Origin of the sequence: Bacteroides fragilis (assembly GCF_019583405.1) — a bacterium.
Classification (GTDB): Bacteria; Bacteroidota; Bacteroidia; order Bacteroidales; family Bacteroidaceae; genus Bacteroides; species Bacteroides fragilis_B.
Genome location: NZ_SZUU01000002.1, coordinates 556512 through 575154, shown reverse-complemented (window position 1 = coordinate 575154; position 18643 = coordinate 556512). Strand labels below are relative to the sequence as shown.

Below are 18643 nucleotides of genomic sequence, written 5' to 3'. Positions count from 1 at the left end.
GGTCGTTTTTATTCCTTTTTCAAAACACTTGCCGGATTCAGGTGCATTACTTTATAAATCTTGTATGCCGTAACCAAGAAGATCAAAAGGGCCATCGTGAAGAACAATAAGATTCCCCAATTCCAACTATATATGCTTTTCAAACTACTTTTTTGCGCGATCCCTATCAACACCAATCGTACTAACGGATAGATAATGACGAAGACAGAAAGGTAAATAATCAGATAGATTTTGCCGAATAACAGGGCAATCACTTTCGGGGTAGCTCCGTTTATTTTTCGGATGGCTACTTCCTTTTGCCGATTTATCACATCCATGGAGATTCCGGAATAAATACTTAATATCAACAAGAGGATACTGACTATTGCCAACAACAGGGATGCTGTCTGCAAGAGTGCTACAGTTCCCATAACGGACTGTTTGGAATCACCCATATTACGAATATCAAGAGGCAATGTCTCAGGTACATAACGCCGGCAGATCTCCGTTATTTTTTCCAGGGCGACCGGAGTAATATCCGAATGGAGGGTTTTAAAGTAATAGGTGTAGGCTTGCGGGTTAACTAAAAAGACAGAACCGACTGAACTGTTCTGAGCATTTTCCTTGTTCAGTGCACGGTAAGTCCCGGCAATCCGGTATTCTTTACCATCCAACGTGACACTACTTTCTATACTATCCTTCTGCAATTGTTCTTTAAACCGTTCGCTTATATAAACAAAGCCTTGAGCATCCTTATCCACCAATTTTCCGGAGAACGGGATCTTGAAGAACTCAAAATAATGGGGCTCTGCTTCGTTCATCAGCACATTTCCTCTTGGCTTTCCGTTTTTCATGTAGGTCATGTAGGTATAAACATCGGCATCGAAGGTATTGAAAGCGGATGTCCGATCGGTTATCTCGGGTAAGGACTGGATATCCGAAAGAATGGCATCCATGTTTTTTTGCATGCGTATGGTATTGACCGATATTGAAATCACCCGGTTCTCTTCTTCCGTACTCAAAGGATGGTACATTCCTTCAAACATTTCATCGAACAAAAGTGTTATGCCAAATACACCGCCTGTGAAAAGGATGGAGATCGCCAATTGCAAAGCAATCATGAAATAGCGGAACACATGCCGCTTCTGTCTCTGCACGACCGAATGGAGGACATTCAACCGGCGTAACCGATAGATAGGGTAAAGAATGGCGAGCATGCAGATCAATAACAAAACGAGATACAAGCCTAATTGTGAACCATACAGATCTACCAAGGAGAATGAGATCATGTCTTCCGGACGGATGTACATATATGCCAAAGAGAGGGTGACTTCCGTCACGGCCAAGGATAGAAGGAAAGCGACAGATAGCATCCAGAAGATTTCGGCGAAAAGCAAGGCAAACAATCCTTTGATGTCCGAACCGATACATTTGCGAAGCACCAGTTCTCGTTGCCGGTTATAGAACATCTGGATAATGAACTTCAGAAAATTGATCAACCCCGACAATAAAATCAGCGAAGCTATAAACCGGGCGAGCAGAATACTTATCGTTCTTTGGACACTGTCATTCTGTTCCGACTCCAGGAAAGCATATAAATAGATATCCTGTTCTCCATGCTTCCAGGTCAGGTTCTTTAACTGTTTATTCAGGCTTTCCGTCGTGGTTTGTCCGGTGAGACGTGATCTGATGCAGAGTGGAGTACGGGACTTTGCGGACAGGGGAAAATAACAATCGATTGTTTTTCCACGATGATCCTTTTCTTCTGTCAAAGCAACATTGACAATTTTATACACCACAAGATCAGACGAGTCGTTAGCCTCTGTCTCCTGACGGATGACCTGACCTATCGGATCTTCTTGTCCAAATGCTTTCCGGGCAAACGATTCGGAGACGATCACCTCATTGGGAGCTGTTATCTCTTGATTGCCATACTTCAATTTGAACGAATTATAGGTGAAATAATTAGATGATACATTTTTGAACGACATCAAAAACGGCAGTTCCCGTTGTTTTTTGTCGATGGCCGTAATTTCTTTTCCATTGCTATAAGAGGAAGAAGCCACAAGGGTATCTATGCCCGCTATCGGCAACTCTTTCAGATAATCAAAATCCTCCTTAAACAAATAGATATCGGCGGCTGTCTGGGAAGATGTTCCGAGCAACCGGATGCTGTATTCATTATCATCGGACAGTTCAATCTTACCGGATACGGCATCAATAAAATAATTCATCATGCAGAAGCAGGTGATGCCTATCGCCAAACAAATAGCCGAAATAAGACTATGAACTTTAAAGTTCATTAAATTGCGTAATGCTACTTTCAAGTAATGCTTAATCATGTTCTATTACTGTTTTTTCTTTATGCTTGCAAGAATCATGCCATATAGCTAAGTAGCTATTATATAATACAATATATTCCCGAACGTTCTCTTATTATTGTGCGGACACGCACAAAGGCAGTTCACTATCGCACAATTACATCCGGCTGCCCCTCTCGGAACAAAAAAGTGAATATATGCGTTAAGAACTGATTCATAACGCATTAAACAGAGAAGCTCGGAAATAGGAACAATGGCAATAAAGCAAGGGAATGAAGGCGGACAGTTTTCAAATCATTACCCGATGACAGAGTCTGATTTTTCTTTGTGGCATTACGTTTCATCGTTCTGCATCATTTTGTATATCAATGGGGTTAGGCTTAAAAACATACGAGGCAAGCAAAATAAGGCTAAAGGTTTTGAATAGTTTATGCCAACGGAAAGAAAAAGGTAGTAGTCTATTTATTGGGTTAGGAGAAAAAATAATGGACAACTAAGGTTGCTTATAGAATCTTTTTACTAAATTTGTTGTCAAATATTGACTATTCAAGATATATACAATAATTTGATATTAAAATGAGCAATATTATTAATACAATGAAATATACAGAACTCACCAATGCTGTTCAAGCAATTAAAGGTGCGATTTTGCAAAGCCAACAACGAGCCTTGGCTATAATTAACCAAGAACAATTAGCACTTTACTACGGCATTGGACGATTTGTCTCTGTGAATACCCGCAATAAGAATTGGGGCAAGGGATTCATTGAAGCAATCAGCGAACAACTTCGTAAAGAATTACCCGGGTTAAGAGGCTTTTCCGCAGCAAGCTTACGAAAGATGCGTACATTCTATGAGGAGTGGCAGATGCTTTCGGACAATTCGTTCGTTGAAACGAACAATTTAATAAGCGAAAAGCATAATTCGTTCGTTGGAACGAATGAATTGCCTACAGTGCAGTTTAAGATAGATGCAAATTTCCCGATTGCAGCATTTATGAACATTGGTTTTACCCACCATTATGTTATCATCAGCAAAGTCAAGGATACAGAGCAACGAAAATTCTACATTCAATTCGCAGCTGACACAAAAGCAAAGGTAGAGGATTTGGAACGAATGATAAATGACGATTTGTATAGTCATCAAGGTGAGTTGACAAATAATTTCAAGAAAACAATCCCTGGTCAGCTACAGGCATATCGTGCAATCACGATGTTCAAAGATGAATATCTGCTTGACTTTATCAACACCGAAGAGTTGTTTGTTAGGGACAAGGATAGAGATGAACGGGTAATCGAACAAAGCATAGTGCAGAATGTGAAAGAGTTTATTATGACATTCGGCAAGGATTTTACATTTGTAGGCAACCAATATCATTTGGAAAAATTCGGTGTAGAGGAGTTTCCGGACTTGCTATTCTTCAATAGAGAGTTGGCTGCTCTTGTTTGTGTGGAATTGAAAGATGGTCCGTTCAAGACCTCGTATTTAGGTCAATTGGCGGCATATCTGCGTATTTTGGATGATGAAGTACGCAAGCCTAATGAGAATCCGTCTATAGGAATCATTCTTTGCAAGAGTGCCAATAAGAAATTTGTTGAGTATGTAATCCAAGACTATGACAAGCCTATGGGTGTGGCGACATATAAGACTACTGCCGATATGGATGAGCGTCTAAAGAGACTGCTCCCTCCTGTAGAAGAATTAGAAAAACTTCTTTAATTCATTACATATGTTATTGGGAAAGAGAATAAAAGAATTAAGAGAGGAACAAGGATTGCTTCAACGGCAATTAGCGGCTATTCTTGAAATAGACACTCCTATGTTTAGCAAAATTGAACGTGGCGATAGAAGAGCAAAACGTGAGTAGGTAATTACCCTTGCCAAACAATTTAAGGTTGATGAAAAGGAACTCTTAACGCTATGGCTTGCAGACAAAGTACTTGACGCTATTGAAGAGGACAATGATAATTTGAAAAAAGAAGCAATAAAGGTCGCTCAAAAAGTCTTGGATTAAAACCATAACATATATGGATGTAATGAATATAGATGCCATTATTGCAAGGCTTCATGAATTGGAAGAAGACCATTTCATGGTTCTGGAGCATCTTCTTCTGTTCAGGCGTGATTTTGGCACCCATGATAGTGTCGTTGACTTTCAGCTGTTCGCCGGACTGCTTGAATGCGATGTCCATTATTCTCGGATCGACGAAAGCAACCCCGGAAAGCAGTGTGTCGTTTTTGCGTTGTATGTCGTTGATGGGAAGCCGGCCTCCTGACGCAAGGATTTGCTTCTGTTTGTCATCCAGTCTTTTACTGTATATGTAATCGGGTATCTTGATAGCATCCACCGGCATGGTAATGATACGGTTGCTCGGTTCATGGAAAGATACATAACAGTTGCAGACCGTTCCTGTATGGGTGTCCTTCATCTCCTTGACTGCCCCCAAAGTTCCAGTGTCTTTAAGCGACAGCTTTTCCTCGTCCGTGAATATTCCCTTATAGGCAGGTAGGTCATACTGCGGTTTGTCGAGCCTGCTTAGGGTTTTTCAGTTGCACCTTGCCATCCTCGCCCTTGATGCAGAGGAAACAGGCTTCCTCCATATCCTTCTTTTCACCGTTCACTTCCTTGCTGATGGGGAAAGCCATTGAGGTAATCCTTCCTTTCAGTATCTCACCCATGCAATGGTTGTCGAACAAGAGTTGCTTGTCAATTCCCAATACGGCGAGTTCTTTCCACGGAAGCTGGTGTTCGTCGAACTTATACCGGCGGGCAAGTTTGGCGATACGCCTTTCATCGTTGAGTTCGCTGTTCTTCACCAGTTTTTTGCCTTCCACTTCGGGATCTTCCCCTTTTCGGATCTGGACTACTTATTGAGAAATACCGGAATACGGCTTTTGCCGGGCTTGATGGAAAGGTCTTTAGGTTGTGCACAATAGAAAATGCTGATATTCAGTTGAAAAAGATAGCCAAAACAGCCAATATCGAGAAGCGGCTAACCTATCACAAGGCAAGACATAGCTATGCAACTCTTGGCTTTCAATGGGTGTTCCAATAGAAACGATAAGCCAAACATTAGGACATCGAAGCATTTCCACTACTCAAATCTATGCGGATATAACCCGTACCAAAATTAATGAGGATATGACTAACCTTGCGGAGCGGATTGAAAAAAAGTATAGCTTGGCTAAACAATAACATTTCAAAAGATGCAAATATAAATAAATATTCATATTTTTGTCTATATAAACAAGTTAAACCTCATCTATTAATATAATATGAAATTGATACTAGATTGGATACCAGTAATCTTTAGCATAGGTAATCTCCTTTACGCTATCGCAAATGACTGTGGTAGTATATACATACTAACAGGTATATTTATATTTATTATATGTTCGGCGTATTATACTATTTTTAGACTACATATTTTACATCCAAAGGGGGTATTTGCTGTATCTGCAATAATTATTGATGAAAATAACAAGATGTTATTGATAAAAAACAATAACGGTTTACATATGCAGCCTGGTTCTTATTATAGAACGAATAAGCCAATGCTAAATATGTCCTTGGAAACACCATTTAAAAAAATGATTGAAACAATACGAAAAGAAACAGGGCTGGAAGATATAGATATTGAATTGATTGACCTATCTTATTCTGGAAATAATAGAGAATATTTACTTAAGGATTTATTGAAGACAGATGAAGAAAAAAAATTCTTCAGAGAATATTTGAATCATAATATCACGCCTCCTCCTTTTTTTATGATACAAGAATTTGGAGATAATAAAACATCAAAAGAAAAATATCATATTTCCATGTATTATGCTTTCAAATTAAAGAATCTGCAAAAAAATCCTAAGTTAATATTTAAAGATATTGACGAGTTTGAAAATTTAAGCGTATATAAAGATTTGAAATACGTTTACAATAAATTAATTATGCTATACAAAAAGACTAATTATCCAACTTCAAATATTAGATTATGTAGATTTAATGACAAGATTAAAACAGTCTGTTGGAGAATGACACATCATTGTTCTACACATTGTCGCCATTGTTTTATTGACATAGAGGTTGATACAAATCCCATAAATATAAATGTTAATTATGATAAAATTTACAATAATATAAGTAAATATCAAGTAGAAAAAATGGTATTATCAGGAGGAGAACCTTTCCTTATTAGTAATTTATTTGATATAGTAGAAAAAATAAACGAATCTCCAGTAATGAAATTTTCCATATGCACTAATGGGATTTATTATCATAATCAAATTGCTTTAATTGATAAAATAAATCAATTTAGTAAGTTTGACAAGTTTGTTGTTAGCTTGGAAGGATATAAGAATGATAATTATTGTAAAACTAAACACATAGAAAAAAACAACAATGCATTTGACAAGGTAGTTGAATTTTTATCAAAATGTCAATCATTAAATATTCGATTTAATATTAATGTCATTGGAGATTCTTACTTTCTTTCCAATACAAAAAAATTCATCGATTTTTGGCGAGATAAAAAATTTGAGGATATTACTATTTCATATCCAATAAGAACAAGGAATAATTCAAAAACAGATTTATTAAAAACATATCAGAAAATAATTAATGGGGATTTTGGAGATGTTTCATTTATTAAAAATATTGAATTGATTATTCCTATCTGCGAAGATACTATATGTCCAAGTAGACAAAATATTTTCTCAATAGACAGTAGTGGCGATTTTCATAAAAATTGTATTGATTTTAATGATAAAAATAGCACTTCATTGTTGATAAATAGAGAAGATTATAAACATTTAGTAGAGGTGCATGTTGCAGGACTTTGTATTAAACAAGAGAATGAAATAATTTCCATATTGATAGCTCGAAGAAGTCCAGATAGAGATTTATTTCCTGATAAATACGAAGGTTGTGGAGGACAATTAAGACCCGGTGAATTATTTAATGATGGCGTAAAAAGGCATTTTAAAATAGAGATGGGGCTTGATGTTGAAGTTATTAACAAAATCCATCGATTCTATTATATATCACCGAATAAACAATCACCAATTCAAGGAGTATTCTTTTTATGTATGTATAAAAGTGGTGAACCTAAATCTATAAATCACACAGAGGTCAAATGGGTAACGCTTGATGAATTGAAATCAATGAGTGAGTCCGTTTTTATCAAAGACGTAAAAAATGAAATGATAGCATTAGTTAACCAGTATGTTCAATCTACGAAAAAATAGGAGGTTATCACTAAAACGAATTGGCTGAGAAAATAGTACCTAAAGCAAGAAGAATTGACACTATAGTACCCTAATGTAACCAACATATTTTTTCCTTTTTTTCTCTGATAAGCATTAACTATATGGAGAGAATAAATAAAGTAGCTCTTTTGATAAATTTACTCTTTTAAGGAACGAAAAAGGAAGAAATTTATCAGAATCCGTAGGGCTTGGTGTTGCCGTTTTATTTTTGGAATCTATCTTTGTGTTCAGAAAAATAAAGGATTAATTAAGATTATTTTATTGATAAATAAAATATTAGATTGCTTACGACTATTGTGAAGAAAGAGGAACATTTACGGAATATCCCTATTTTCTTCCATAGAATTAATCTCTTGGATAAGCAACGCCTGAAGTTCGTCTTTAGGTAACAGTAGTTGATATTCAGCTACCCCGATAGGCTTGTTTATATCTTGCAAAGCGATTTCTACATCTAAATGATCCTTGTCGGCACAAAGGATTATACCGATTGATGGGTTCTCTCCTTCAGCTTTCTCTAAACGATCAAGAAGTGAAAGATATAGGTTCATTTTGCCTACATATTCTGCCTTAAAAGCACCGATCTTCAATTCGATGGCAACAAGTGACCGCAAACCCCTGTGAAAGAATAGCATATCCACCGCATATTCCTTGTTGTTATACTCCAGACGGTATTGGTTTCCAATAAAAGAAAATCCCTTACCTAACTCCAGTATAAACGATCTGATTTTAGCAACCAGCCGCTTCTCCAATTCCAGCTCTTTAACCGGTTCTGTTATCCCAAGAAACCCCAAGTTGTATGAACTTTTAAAGACCTCATTTGCATAGTCTGCTTGTGCTACAGGTAAGACCGAATCAAAATTATTCGTTTTGATTTGTGTCTGATGAGCTGCGTAAGTATTCATCTTTATTGCATTGAGTAACATATCTCTCGACCAACCTTTCTGCAAGCACTCTTCTGCATAAAATTTCACAGCATTATTGTCATCTATCTTGTTTATCAATAATAAATTATGTCCCCAAGGTAAAACTGCGACAGCTTGTCGCAGTTTTGAATCACAAGTTTTATATCTTTCATAAAAACGCTTCATATCCCATAGATTACGAGGAGACAATCCCATATCCGGAAACTGTTCTTTCAAATCCACTGATAATCGTTTAACTACGCCACTACCATATCCACTCTCTAAATTTCTATCAAAGAGCAACTTTCCGATATTCCAATATACAGAATTGACGGAAGTGTTTACTTGCCGGGCAATGATAGTGCGAGCGGTCTGAATTTCAGAGACTGCCAGCTGTAATATTTGAGCGTACTCGCTATCATTTATTATTATTTCTTTTGCCATATCATGAATTCTTTCAATACTAATCTATTATATTTTTTTCAGTACACTTTCTTTGTTATTTTTTCGGCAAATAACATCGGTAACGGAGCACCTGCATATCGGACATTCTCATGCCTCGACACCCTTTGGGTACAGTGCAAGTGTCCGAGTGCCGTGTATGCAATCTCTTCGTCGAATACTTCAGGCGAAAAACACTCTAACCTTCCGATAATCGTGCGTTCGGCACGGTTCTTTTCCAAAATCTTCGAACACATAGCCTGCAAATACCACATTACAATGAAAAGTTTACTTTTGTCCGGCATAGGTAGTGTATCAAAAAGTTCTCTATACATCACTTGCACTCCTTCTGCATAGGCATCTGATTCGGGATAATCCTCTTGTCGCAAATAGGGTACAACCAAACAATACTCTCTTTTACCGAGCGGTACAATCAAATGGTCGAAATCAATATTACCCTCTTCGGTACGCTTGACAATCCCCCACACAGTAACATCCATCGATACCAAAAGCGAATTGATAGCTTCGAGCTGGGCTTCCGAGTCATGATTTCCGGCAATAATGATGATTTGCAGAGCGAAATTCTTCGCCGTCACCTCTTTGAAAAAAGTATAGTACTGCTGTTGTAATTCAGCCGATAGGTTTGGGATATCAAACAAATCTCCGGCAATAAACAACACATTCACCTCGTGAACTTTCACTTGCTCTCGAAGCCACGTCAAAAATAGAGTATGTTCACCTTTACGGTCATATTCAAAAAACGTCTGCCCTAAATGCCAATCTGCAGTATGAATTATTTTCATTTATTATTATTTATACCATTCTTTTTTTATCTCATCTATTTTAAGATCTTTCCATTCCTCTTTCCATAATTTCCATCTACTGCAAATATATTGAAAATGCAGATTAGTAACATTGTTTTCTTATATATTTATTTAGTAATCCTATTCTTGATTTCTACAATCGCCCGACTTGGGGGAGGGCGATTGCTCCCTGTAAGGGCAAGGTGTGGCGAGCAACTCGCTGCCTTTTGAGTTACCCCAAATACCTACAATGGTATTGGGCTTGAATTTCAATTGTACCCGTAGGTAGAAATCAAAGGCTTCGACAAAAGAATAATCCAATGCTTGAAACGAAATGTCACTCAGATTGTACTTTGTTCGTAGAAAACGGCGTAGGTGGTTGAATAATACGCCGTATCGTTTATAACTTTCCAATGTTATGTTTACACCGATTCTGGCTGCAAGTTGGTGGTTGTATCGGTTGCAATAGCTGATAAGTGTTTCCTGCGTTTTGACCGTTTTTGCTTTAACAGGATACAAACTGGTAACGTAACTCCCTTCCAAATATGCTTTCCTTTGCTTTCTTGTCCGACTTCGCTAAAAAATCTGTTTTATAACTATTTGACTTTTAGTATGGTTGCGTTATCTTTGCGCATCTTTTAAAAATACTTGGTTTCACAATGCTAGAAACTCGTTGTTTATAGTTGACAAAGAAGTAAGTATCCCGGCTTTCGTCCGAAGAGTCCATCCGTGAGGTGAAGAAGCGAATTTTAGAATAAACCATCTGAAAATCAATATCTTTAAAAAGTAAAATTTCTATCTTCAAAAGCTTTGTTTTAACACAGAGTTAAAGCTTGTTCTTTGGATGTGAATAACAAGTTCTTTAAATGCAAAAGACTTATTATTTGTGCATAAGAACCTGACAAACTGAAAAAGGCGTTAACAATGTTAATTGAGGAAAAATATAAGTATGAGGATACCGGTTCAAGCGGTGTAAATCCGCTTTCTAAACTTGAGTTATCCAATTCGGTTGGTGTCTGTTTTATTATCCCCGGAAGTGAATCTAAGGCCATATCTCCGGGAATTGCAGATTCTTTTTGTGACAACATCTTATATATTAGCGGCTTGTAAGATGTTCGTTTGATATGTATATAATGTTATACATTATTATATATGAAATAATTATATCCTTATTTTCTTTTATGTTGAGGGCTTTTTCACAGTTCTATATTACGTGGATATTTCCTTGTTTTATGATTATATGGGTATGGAGAAGCTGTTTAGGCTTTTTTTTCACTTGGATTCCATTAAAACTCAGACTTATACAAAAAACTCTAATTTTTTTTCTCTTAACTCTTGCTTAGTATAATTATAATATCTACATTTGCTCCGAACAATTAAATATACCCAATTATTAAAGGGATCTTTAAAAAGTATGTTAACTATTGGCAATTGGCAAATATAGCCAATTTTGATAGAATAGAGAAAAATAAAGGTATTACACTAATATTGAATTAATTATATTATTAACACTAAAAATTGAGATTATGAAAAAGAAACTCATGATGGTTGCAGTGCTTCTGGGTGCGTTGTCACTGGGAGCTTGCGTAGACAACGACGAATCGGCATCGGTAGAAGCTGTCCGTATGGCGAAAGCTAAACAATTAGAGTCTTTAGCGAACATTAATAATGCGGATGCAGATGCTAAGAAAGCTATTACTGCGGCTGAAGTTGCAATAAAAGAGGCTGAAGCCGCTTATAAAAAAGCACAAGCTGAATTGGAGCAGGCTCAAGCAGATCAACAAAAAATCTTATTGGAGAAAGCTCAGGCTGCTTTGGAAGCGGAACTTGAAACTGCTAAAATTAATGCTGAAGCACAATTGAATTCTGCCAAAGCTTCTTTGGAAACTGCTAAAGCTGCCCTTATTGCTGCTTTGGATGGCGTAGATCAGGCCAATAAGACAAGAATTACAACTTTGTTAGGAAAAGCTAATGGGCTGCTGGTAACTATCAATCAAGATAGAACGGATTTAATTGATGCAAAAAATGGTTTGGCAAGATTGAAAGCTGAATTAGTGACAGTGGAGTTGAGCAATCAGGAAACAATAGCTAAAGAGGAGAAAAATAAGGCTGTTGCTCAGGCATTAATTGCAGAATATGAGAAGTATAGTACTAAAGATAAGGCTGATGCTGAGAAAGCGGCTCAGGAAGCTAATGCTAAATTGACTGCTCTTAATCAGATTTCGAATGAAAAATATACTGCTAATAAAAATGCAATACAGGCTTTTAATGAAGCAAATACGAATTTGAACGGATCTCTTTATATGCAGACAATATATAGATTAACTTCGAATTATTATGTACAAGACTTTATTGAAGGAGAAAATGTGAATTATACAAACGATGATGCTACTACTGGAAGTGCATATTCTCGCGGTTATTACAAATATACTGCTAATATAGATGCTATCAATAAAGAAATCACTGATCAAACAAGAAATTTAAGTGTAAATAAAGCTGCTCTTGCAGATGCTAATAAGGCTTTGACAGACGCAAAAGCTGCAGATGCTTATAAAAATCTGACAAAGGCTGTAACTGATGCGCAGAAGAAGTTTGATGACGCTAAAACCGAAGTAGATAAAAATACTGCTTTAAATGAACTGCGTATAGCGGAGGGTAATTTAAGGGATTACGTAAAACCTCTGGAAACTGCGGTTGAGAGTGCTACTACAGGTGTAACGAATAGCGAAGAAAACTTGAAGTCTTGGAATGATATATTGGCTGGTGTTTCGGGTGACAATGCTACAGCATACGCTACTTTAATAACTGCTATGGATAATGCCGTTAAAGCACAGTTGGAGACTCAAATTGCATACAACAAAGCTTCTCATAATTATTCTGTTCAAAATTCTTTGGCCTATACATTGCAAAGTATAGCTGATGGCTTGGCTGATTACGATCAGTTGATTTTAGCTCAGAAACAGGCTATTGCTGCTGCTGATGAAAATATAGCTAATGCTGCTTCAATTGTATCGAAGGAACAGGCTATCGCAAATAAGGAGAAAGAAATTGCTGACCTTGAAAATAGTTTGGCTGTAAATGAACCTATTTACAATGATTATTTAGCTCAGATCAAAGCTTTAGTAGGTGACTCTGCAGAATAATCGCCAATAGTAACGGCAAATAAACAACAAATCAAAAAAAGTATCGTATGAAAATAAAAAGACTTTTAGTGTTGGCCGTTCTACCCATGATGTGTCTTGCAGCTAATGCGCAGAACTGTAGTAAAGACAATACTCCTAAAAAGGGTGACTTTACGGTAGCAGCTACTGTTGGATACAATAGTTACACAAATGTCACAGCCCCTTCGGGGCTGCTGACTGACTATGAAGTCAGAGCACTCTCAACCAACTGGGCAGACAAAAAGCTGATGGTTGGTTTCGAAGGGGGCTGGTTCTTCAAAGATCAGTGGAAACTAAATTTGGGTGGCGGTGTCAGCTTCACGAATAACCCCGGTTATCCGGCTGTTCCCGGCACGATAGATGGTTCAGAATCGAATGGAAGTGGATCGGCAGACGATTTGATGGGAGAAATCCCTAATTACCGTGCCGTAGCCAGTGCCCAGTCGTTCGCCTATAATGTGTCGGCAGGTGTTGATCGTTATTTCAACATCAAGCGTGTTCCTAACCTGATGTGGTATACAGGTGTTCGCGTAGGTTTTGCTTACGGCGAAAATGAAATGAAGTATGATGAAGAGACCTCTATGGGCAAATCGGTTGCCGAGAGCTGGAATCTTCGTGGCGCCCTGACTATCGGTGTCGATTACTATGTTCTTCCTGCCCTTTACATCGGTGCGCAGATCGATCCGTTTGCTTATACGTACAACAAGACTACGTATAATCCGCAAGCCGGTCTTGGCGATCTGTCGGCAGACAGCCATAACTACAGTGTTTTGGCGGCTCCGACATTGAAGATCGGATTTAAGTTTTGACCTCTATCTCCATCCGGCCGATAGGCTATCGGTCGGGTGGGTGATTTTATAAATAAGTCCATTTATTTATACCTCCCCGGTGTCCGTGACGGCTGTCGGGGATTTTTACGTGATTGGCATTTTGGATGACTGAATGGTATTTAGAATATGAAGAAGAGTAATGTATACATAGGTGAAGTGATAAAACAGGTCATGGCCGAAAGGCAGGTGACAAAAGCCGAACTTGCCCGTAGATTGGGGGTGAGGCCACAGAGTGTGGACTATCTGCTGACACGAAAGAGCATTGATACAGATACGCTGTATAGTTTGTCATTGGCACTGGATTATGATTTTGCTGTTCTATTTTCCATAAAAAAAGGAGTTGCTCTCCCTGTTGATGAAGAGGAGACGTTTAAAATGGGAAATGCAAAGATCACTTTAGAGATCGAGTTGCGACAGGATGAAATGTTGAAACTGAACCTGAAGCAGAAGATCGCAGATCTGCTGGAAGGAAAAGGAAAGTGATTTTGCGTATCTGATATCTTCTTTTTTTGTTTTTGTAAATTATTGATAATTAATATGTAATGTGCCGGTGAATCAAAAGTAGCAGCCTTTGAAACAAATCTTTTAGTTGAGAAATGGGATTCCGCGTTCCTTTGCGACATCAAAACAATCTCAATCAACTAAAAAATTTAAGTACCATGATGAAGAACAAAAAAAGGGCTGTTTGGTTGCTGGCTTGCTTCCTGATGGCCGGCTTCACAACCGCACAAGAAAAGAAAGAATCTTCCCGGACACCTTCCGGATCGAAAGAAGAAGGCAATCGCAACGTTATGCTGAACGCTTCGAGCGCCAATGGTCCCCGCGAAATCTCTATCGGCCTGCCTGGTGGAGACGTAAACGTACTCGAAAACGGACTTCCTGTAGTCTATACCTCTAATCCGCATAACGTAAATACGCACTGGCGTGGAGACAGCAGTCTCGGACACGTCGGGCTGTTAAAAATCTCCGAAACCGCTATTACTACCGGAAACATCGGCTATGCCGTAAACTCTTTTACTCAGTTGGGAACTGAGAAATTCCGTGGAATCGTCAATTACAGTACCAACCACTTTGGCAAGCAGCAGTTCGATGCCAATATCAGCGGTGGTATGGGGAAAGGCTGGTTTTACAGTGGAAGTGTCTACCAGAACTTTGACCCGGGCAGTTTCAAACTGCGCTTTACTTCCAATCAGGACCGCACTCAAATCTATAAAGCAGCCTTGACCAAGAATTATAGCGAAGGGCGCGGACAGCTGTCGGCCATCTATCACTACAGCAACAGCCGTTGGCCGAGTAATGAAACGACTTCCGCTCCTTTCATCTATGTTGGAGACGGCAGCGTGAAAGAAATACCGGGATTCAGCCTCGGAACAAGTTCTTACCTGCCTGCCACGGGAGAAATGGTTTATCGTGATATGCGTACGGGGGAGCTGAAAAAGACCAATCTTTATGATGCCACTCTGAATAAAGGAAACCAGTTGACTTTGCTCAATACCTACACTTGGGACAACAGTCTGAACTGGAAGGTTAACCTGAAGTATGATCATGCCTTGGGTTCGTATGTCTATCAGACCCCGATGGCCATGGAACAGAAGGATGCCTCCGCCGGCTATTTTCTGAAAGGGACGGACGGTACGTTGAAACCGTATGAAGGGTATGTGCAAAGCCGCATGTCTTGCTTTAACCGGGGGACGATTGACGAATTCTTCGCCACTTCCGAACTTTCACGCCAATATCGCAATATGACCTGGAGGCTCGGTGTGAACGAATGGCACTACAAAGTGGATTATGCTTCGAACACAACTATGTACGACCATACGGTAGAAGAGTACCCCGAACGTCTGGTACGTGAGGGGAATACGGACGGCGTGTACTACGATTTCAATAAGAATGCTTCGGAATACTACAAAGGGCACGAAAACAAGTTAGCTGTTTATGCCACCCACGACTGGGATATTTCTCCCCAATGGAATGTATATTATGGTACACGCCTGGAATGGCAGCATCTGGAAGGAGAGAATGCGGCTGTGTATGACGCAGAAGGAAATGCCGTAGGCCGTTTCGCAGATTATTATCTGGGCGCCGTATCCGATAAAGGAGTCAGGATTACACCCCGCCCTTTCGATTACGACTGGATGAACATGGCATTCACTGCCGCCGCTACCTATAAACTGACCCGGGAGTTCGGTTTCACCGCCGACTTCACTTACAACACACAGCGTCCCGGTTTGTCGAACTTTTCACCTGCCACTATGCCCAATACCGATAAAATATCCGTTCCCCTGGGACGTGCCGGGGTCTATTATAACACGGACTGGATTAGCCTGACTTCTCTGTTCTCCTACATCTCGAAAACAAACAATAACTCGACGCTCAATCTGATTAACCCGAACGACCGGACCGAGATTCTTGCCGCTCCGTTGAGTTATGACATCAAGACCATCGGCTGGACGACGGATGCAGTGATCAAACCGTTCAAAGGCTTTAACTTCCATTTCCTGTTTACCTACCAAAGCCCGACTTACAAGAAATATGAAACGAGTGTGACTTTCAAGGACGGTACGATAGGTGAAATCAATGCCACGGGAAATATTGTGACGGAGATTCCGAAAGTGCTTGTCGAACTCGATCCCAGCTACAACATTACGAACGACCTCAGAGTCTGGGCCAGCTTCCGCTATTTCAGCAAGACGTACGCTAACATTAAAAATGCTTACTACTTCAACGGGCGTTGGGAAACTTTCGGTGGTGTCAACTGGACGGTGAACAAACATCTTGCATTGAGTGCCACAGTCGTTAATTTCCTCAATCAGACCGGAGCCAAAGGAAGTATTGCCGGTGCCGAACTGGTGGACAAAAAAGACGCGGCATCCTATAACGGTCATTGGATGGCAGGCAGCTATATTCGTCCGTTTACCGTGGAATTTGCTGCCAGCATTCGTTTCTGACGTGGTTTGGTATCAATCGTTATACTATTTGAAACAAAAATAATAGCCGGTGGCAGATAACTCCGCTATCTTTGCCATCGTAAACACAGCTATTGCATTACTAATAAAAAACATCCTGTTATCATGAAAACAACTTTTATGAATGTAAGTAGAAGAGTGATCGGCGCTTTGGCTGTTTTACTCGGAATTTCGTCTTGCCAGAGCTCACAATCTGAAATGACATTTGAACAAGAAGGCGACAGCCTTACCGTAATTCATATTACAAATCCTACCCGATATTTACTTTTGCCCATCGAAGAACAGACTCCCGAAGCGCAGGTTTGCATTGCGTCAGATTCGGTTCCGGTAGAGATGGACGTGCGCCTGTCGAGGGCGAAGGTGGACTATTTTGTCCCTTATGCCTTACCTGAAGGAGAGAAAAAAGTAGCTGTGCGCATCCGCCACTTACCGAAAGATGCCTTGTGCTGGAAAGAGCTCAAACTCTCGGATACGTTTGATACCGCCAATACGGACAAATACCGTCCTGTCTATCATCATACTCCGCTTTACGGATGGATGAATGATGCCAACGGGCTGGTATACAAGGATGGCGAATATCATCTGTTCTATCAGTATAACCCTTACGGCTCTATGTGGGGCAACATGCACTGGGGGCATTCGGTAAGTAAGGATCTGGTACACTGGGAACATCTGGAACCGGCGCTTGCCCGCGATACGTTAGGGCATATCTTCTCCGGAAGTTCGGTGGTGGACGATGCCAATACAGCCGGTTACGGCGCAGGTACCATCGTTTCTTTCTATACCTCGGCCAGTGACAAGAACGGACAGATACAGTGTATGGCTTACAGCACCGATAACGGTCGTACGTTTACCAAATATGAAAAGAACCCCATCCTGACTCCGTTTGATGGATTGAAGGACTTCCGCGATCCGAAAGTGTTCTGGTATGCTCCGGATCAGAAGTGGGTGATGGTGGTATCGGCCGATAAAGAGATGCGTTTCTATTCGTCACTGAACTTGAAGGACTGGACGTATATGAGCGGTTGGGGCAAAGGCTACGGTGTTCAGCCCAGTCAGTTCGAGTGTCCCGATATGGTGGAACTTCCGGTGGACGGTGATCCGAATCATAAGAAATGGGCGTTGATAGTCAACGTGAATCCGGGATGCTACTTCGGTGGAAGTGCCACTCAGTACTTTATCGGTGATTTTGACGGCGAGAAATTTGTTTGCGACAATAAGCCGGAAACTGTGAAGTGGCTCGACTGGGGAAAAGATCACTATGCGACTGTCTGCTTCTCGAATACGGGTGACCGTACGATTGCCGTGCCTTGGATGAGCAACTGGCAGTATGCCAATATTGTGCCTACCCGCCAGTTCCGTAGTGCCAATGCGTTGCCTCGCGAACTGAGTCTTTATACTCAGGATGGAGATATCTATATGGCTGCCGCTCCGGTGGAAGAGACGAAGTCGTTGCGTAAGGAGTCGCGGGAGATCCCGGCCTTTGAGGTGGCGGACGCCTATCATGTGGATTCACTGCTGGCCGATAACCGGGGAGCTTACGAGATAGAGCTGGAATTGGCTGTCGGTTCGGCGGAAATCATGGGACTGAAACTGTTCAATGAGAAAGGGGAGAATGTAGATATCTATATCAGCCTTCCGGAGAAGAAACTGGTGATGGACCGCACTAAGAGCGGCATTGTAGATTTCGGAAAGGACAGCGCCCCCCATGCCATTGAGGCACACGACCGCCGGAAGCAGAACTCCATCAACTATGTGGACGATTTTGCCTTGGGTACTTGGGCTCCGGTGAAGAAGGCCGACAGCTACAAACTGGATATCTTTGTTGATAAATGTTCGGTGGAAATCTTTCTGAACGGTGGAAAGATTGCCATGACAAACCTGATATTCCCCATAACTCCCTATAACCAGATGAGTTTCTATAGCCGTGGGGGAGCTTTCAAGGTCAGCCAGTGCAAGGTGTACAGGCTGTAGCTTA

The 18643-nt window shown here is 40.1% G+C and carries 10 protein-coding genes and 4 pseudogenes; 9 read left to right on the top strand and 5 right to left on the bottom strand.

Annotation, left to right across the window (positions count from 1 at the left end):
• Positions 1-8 precede the first annotated feature (8 nt).
• Complete coding sequence (locus FDF36_RS06800) at positions 9-2321, bottom strand: ABC transporter permease (RefSeq protein ID WP_220390809.1); 2313 nt, start codon at positions 2319-2321, stop codon at positions 9-11.
• A gap of 555 nt (positions 2322-2876) precedes the next feature.
• Here FDF36_RS06800 and FDF36_RS06795 point away from each other — a divergent pair.
• Positions 2877-4019, top strand: a complete 1143-nt coding sequence (locus FDF36_RS06795; RefSeq protein ID WP_175414018.1) for a PDDEXK nuclease domain-containing protein — start codon at positions 2877-2879, stop codon at positions 4017-4019.
• Positions 4020-4029: 10 nt separating this feature from the next.
• A pseudogene (locus FDF36_RS06790) lies at positions 4030-4314 on the top strand (helix-turn-helix domain-containing protein).
• 49 nt (positions 4315-4363) lie between these two features.
• Here FDF36_RS06790 and FDF36_RS06785 read toward each other — a convergent pair.
• Positions 4364-5168: pseudogene (locus FDF36_RS06785) on the bottom strand (DUF3945 domain-containing protein); the annotation flags it as partial.
• Positions 5169-5576: 408 nt separating this feature from the next.
• Between FDF36_RS06785 and FDF36_RS06780 the strand changes: the two are divergent.
• Positions 5577-7541, top strand: a complete 1965-nt coding sequence (locus FDF36_RS06780; RefSeq protein WP_220390808.1) for a radical SAM protein — start codon at positions 5577-5579, stop codon at positions 7539-7541.
• A gap of 335 nt (positions 7542-7876) precedes the next feature.
• On the opposite strand, the gene FDF36_RS06775 is transcribed toward FDF36_RS06780, so the two are convergent.
• From FDF36_RS06775 to FDF36_RS21185, 3 genes and pseudogenes are all read right to left on the bottom strand, one after another.
• Complete coding sequence (locus FDF36_RS06775; RefSeq protein ID WP_122143512.1) at positions 7877-8908, bottom strand: PDDEXK nuclease domain-containing protein; 1032 nt, start codon at positions 8906-8908, stop codon at positions 7877-7879.
• Positions 8909-8967: 59 nt separating this feature from the next.
• A pseudogene (locus FDF36_RS06770) lies at positions 8968-9708 on the bottom strand (metallophosphoesterase family protein); the annotation flags it as partial.
• A 141-nt stretch (positions 9709-9849) separates the two neighbouring features.
• Complete coding sequence (locus FDF36_RS21185) at positions 9850-10251, bottom strand: phage integrase SAM-like domain-containing protein (protein ID WP_259281384.1); 402 nt, start codon at positions 10249-10251, stop codon at positions 9850-9852.
• A 303-nt stretch (positions 10252-10554) separates the two neighbouring features.
• On the opposite strand from FDF36_RS21185, the pseudogene FDF36_RS21180 reads away from it, so the two are divergent.
• The 6 genes and pseudogenes from FDF36_RS21180 (at position 10555) to FDF36_RS06740 (ending at position 18639) form a co-directional block, all read left to right on the top strand.
• Positions 10555-10818, top strand: a pseudogene (locus FDF36_RS21180) (hypothetical protein).
• A gap of 416 nt (positions 10819-11234) precedes the next feature.
• The gene (locus FDF36_RS06760; protein WP_220390806.1) at positions 11235-12851 is read left to right on the top strand and encodes a coiled-coil domain-containing protein; all 1617 of its coding nucleotides are present in this window, start codon (positions 11235-11237) and stop codon (positions 12849-12851) included.
• A gap of 47 nt (positions 12852-12898) precedes the next feature.
• Positions 12899-13678: a BT1926 family outer membrane beta-barrel protein gene (locus tag FDF36_RS06755; RefSeq protein WP_220390805.1), complete on the top strand. Its 780-nt coding sequence runs from the start codon at positions 12899-12901 to the stop codon at positions 13676-13678.
• A 147-nt stretch (positions 13679-13825) separates the two neighbouring features.
• On the top strand, positions 13826-14182 hold the full coding sequence (locus FDF36_RS06750) for a helix-turn-helix domain-containing protein (protein ID WP_220390804.1): 357 nt from the start codon (positions 13826-13828) through the stop codon (positions 14180-14182).
• Positions 14183-14358: 176 nt separating this feature from the next.
• Positions 14359-16647, top strand: a complete 2289-nt coding sequence (locus tag FDF36_RS06745) for a TonB-dependent receptor (RefSeq protein WP_220390803.1) — start codon at positions 14359-14361, stop codon at positions 16645-16647.
• 123 nt (positions 16648-16770) lie between these two features.
• Positions 16771-18639, top strand: a complete 1869-nt coding sequence (locus tag FDF36_RS06740; RefSeq protein ID WP_220390802.1) for a glycoside hydrolase family 32 protein — start codon at positions 16771-16773, stop codon at positions 18637-18639.
• Positions 18640-18643 lie beyond the last annotated feature (4 nt).

Bases quoted from the DNA above. Each gene is read 5' to 3' on its own strand.
- FDF36_RS06745 (WP_220390803.1), top strand. From the start codon at position 14,359: ATGATGAAGAACAAAAAAAGGGCTGTTTGGTTGCTGGCTTGCTTCCTG.
- FDF36_RS06760 (WP_220390806.1), top strand. From the start codon at position 11,235: ATGAAAAAGAAACTCATGATGGTTGCAGTGCTTCTGGGTGCGTTGTCA.
- FDF36_RS06755 (WP_220390805.1), top strand. From the start codon at position 12,899: ATGAAAATAAAAAGACTTTTAGTGTTGGCCGTTCTACCCATGATGTGT.
- FDF36_RS06780 (WP_220390808.1), top strand. From the start codon at position 5,577: ATGAAATTGATACTAGATTGGATACCAGTAATCTTTAGCATAGGTAAT.
- FDF36_RS06750 (WP_220390804.1), top strand. From the start codon at position 13,826: ATGAAGAAGAGTAATGTATACATAGGTGAAGTGATAAAACAGGTCATG.
- FDF36_RS06795 (WP_175414018.1), top strand. From the start codon at position 2,877: ATGAGCAATATTATTAATACAATGAAATATACAGAACTCACCAATGCT.
- FDF36_RS06775 (WP_122143512.1), bottom strand. From the start codon at position 8,908: ATGGCAAAAGAAATAATAATAAATGATAGCGAGTACGCTCAAATATTA.
- FDF36_RS06740 (WP_220390802.1), top strand. From the start codon at position 16,771: ATGAAAACAACTTTTATGAATGTAAGTAGAAGAGTGATCGGCGCTTTG.
- FDF36_RS06800 (WP_220390809.1), bottom strand. From the start codon at position 2,321: ATGATTAAGCATTACTTGAAAGTAGCATTACGCAATTTAATGAACTTT.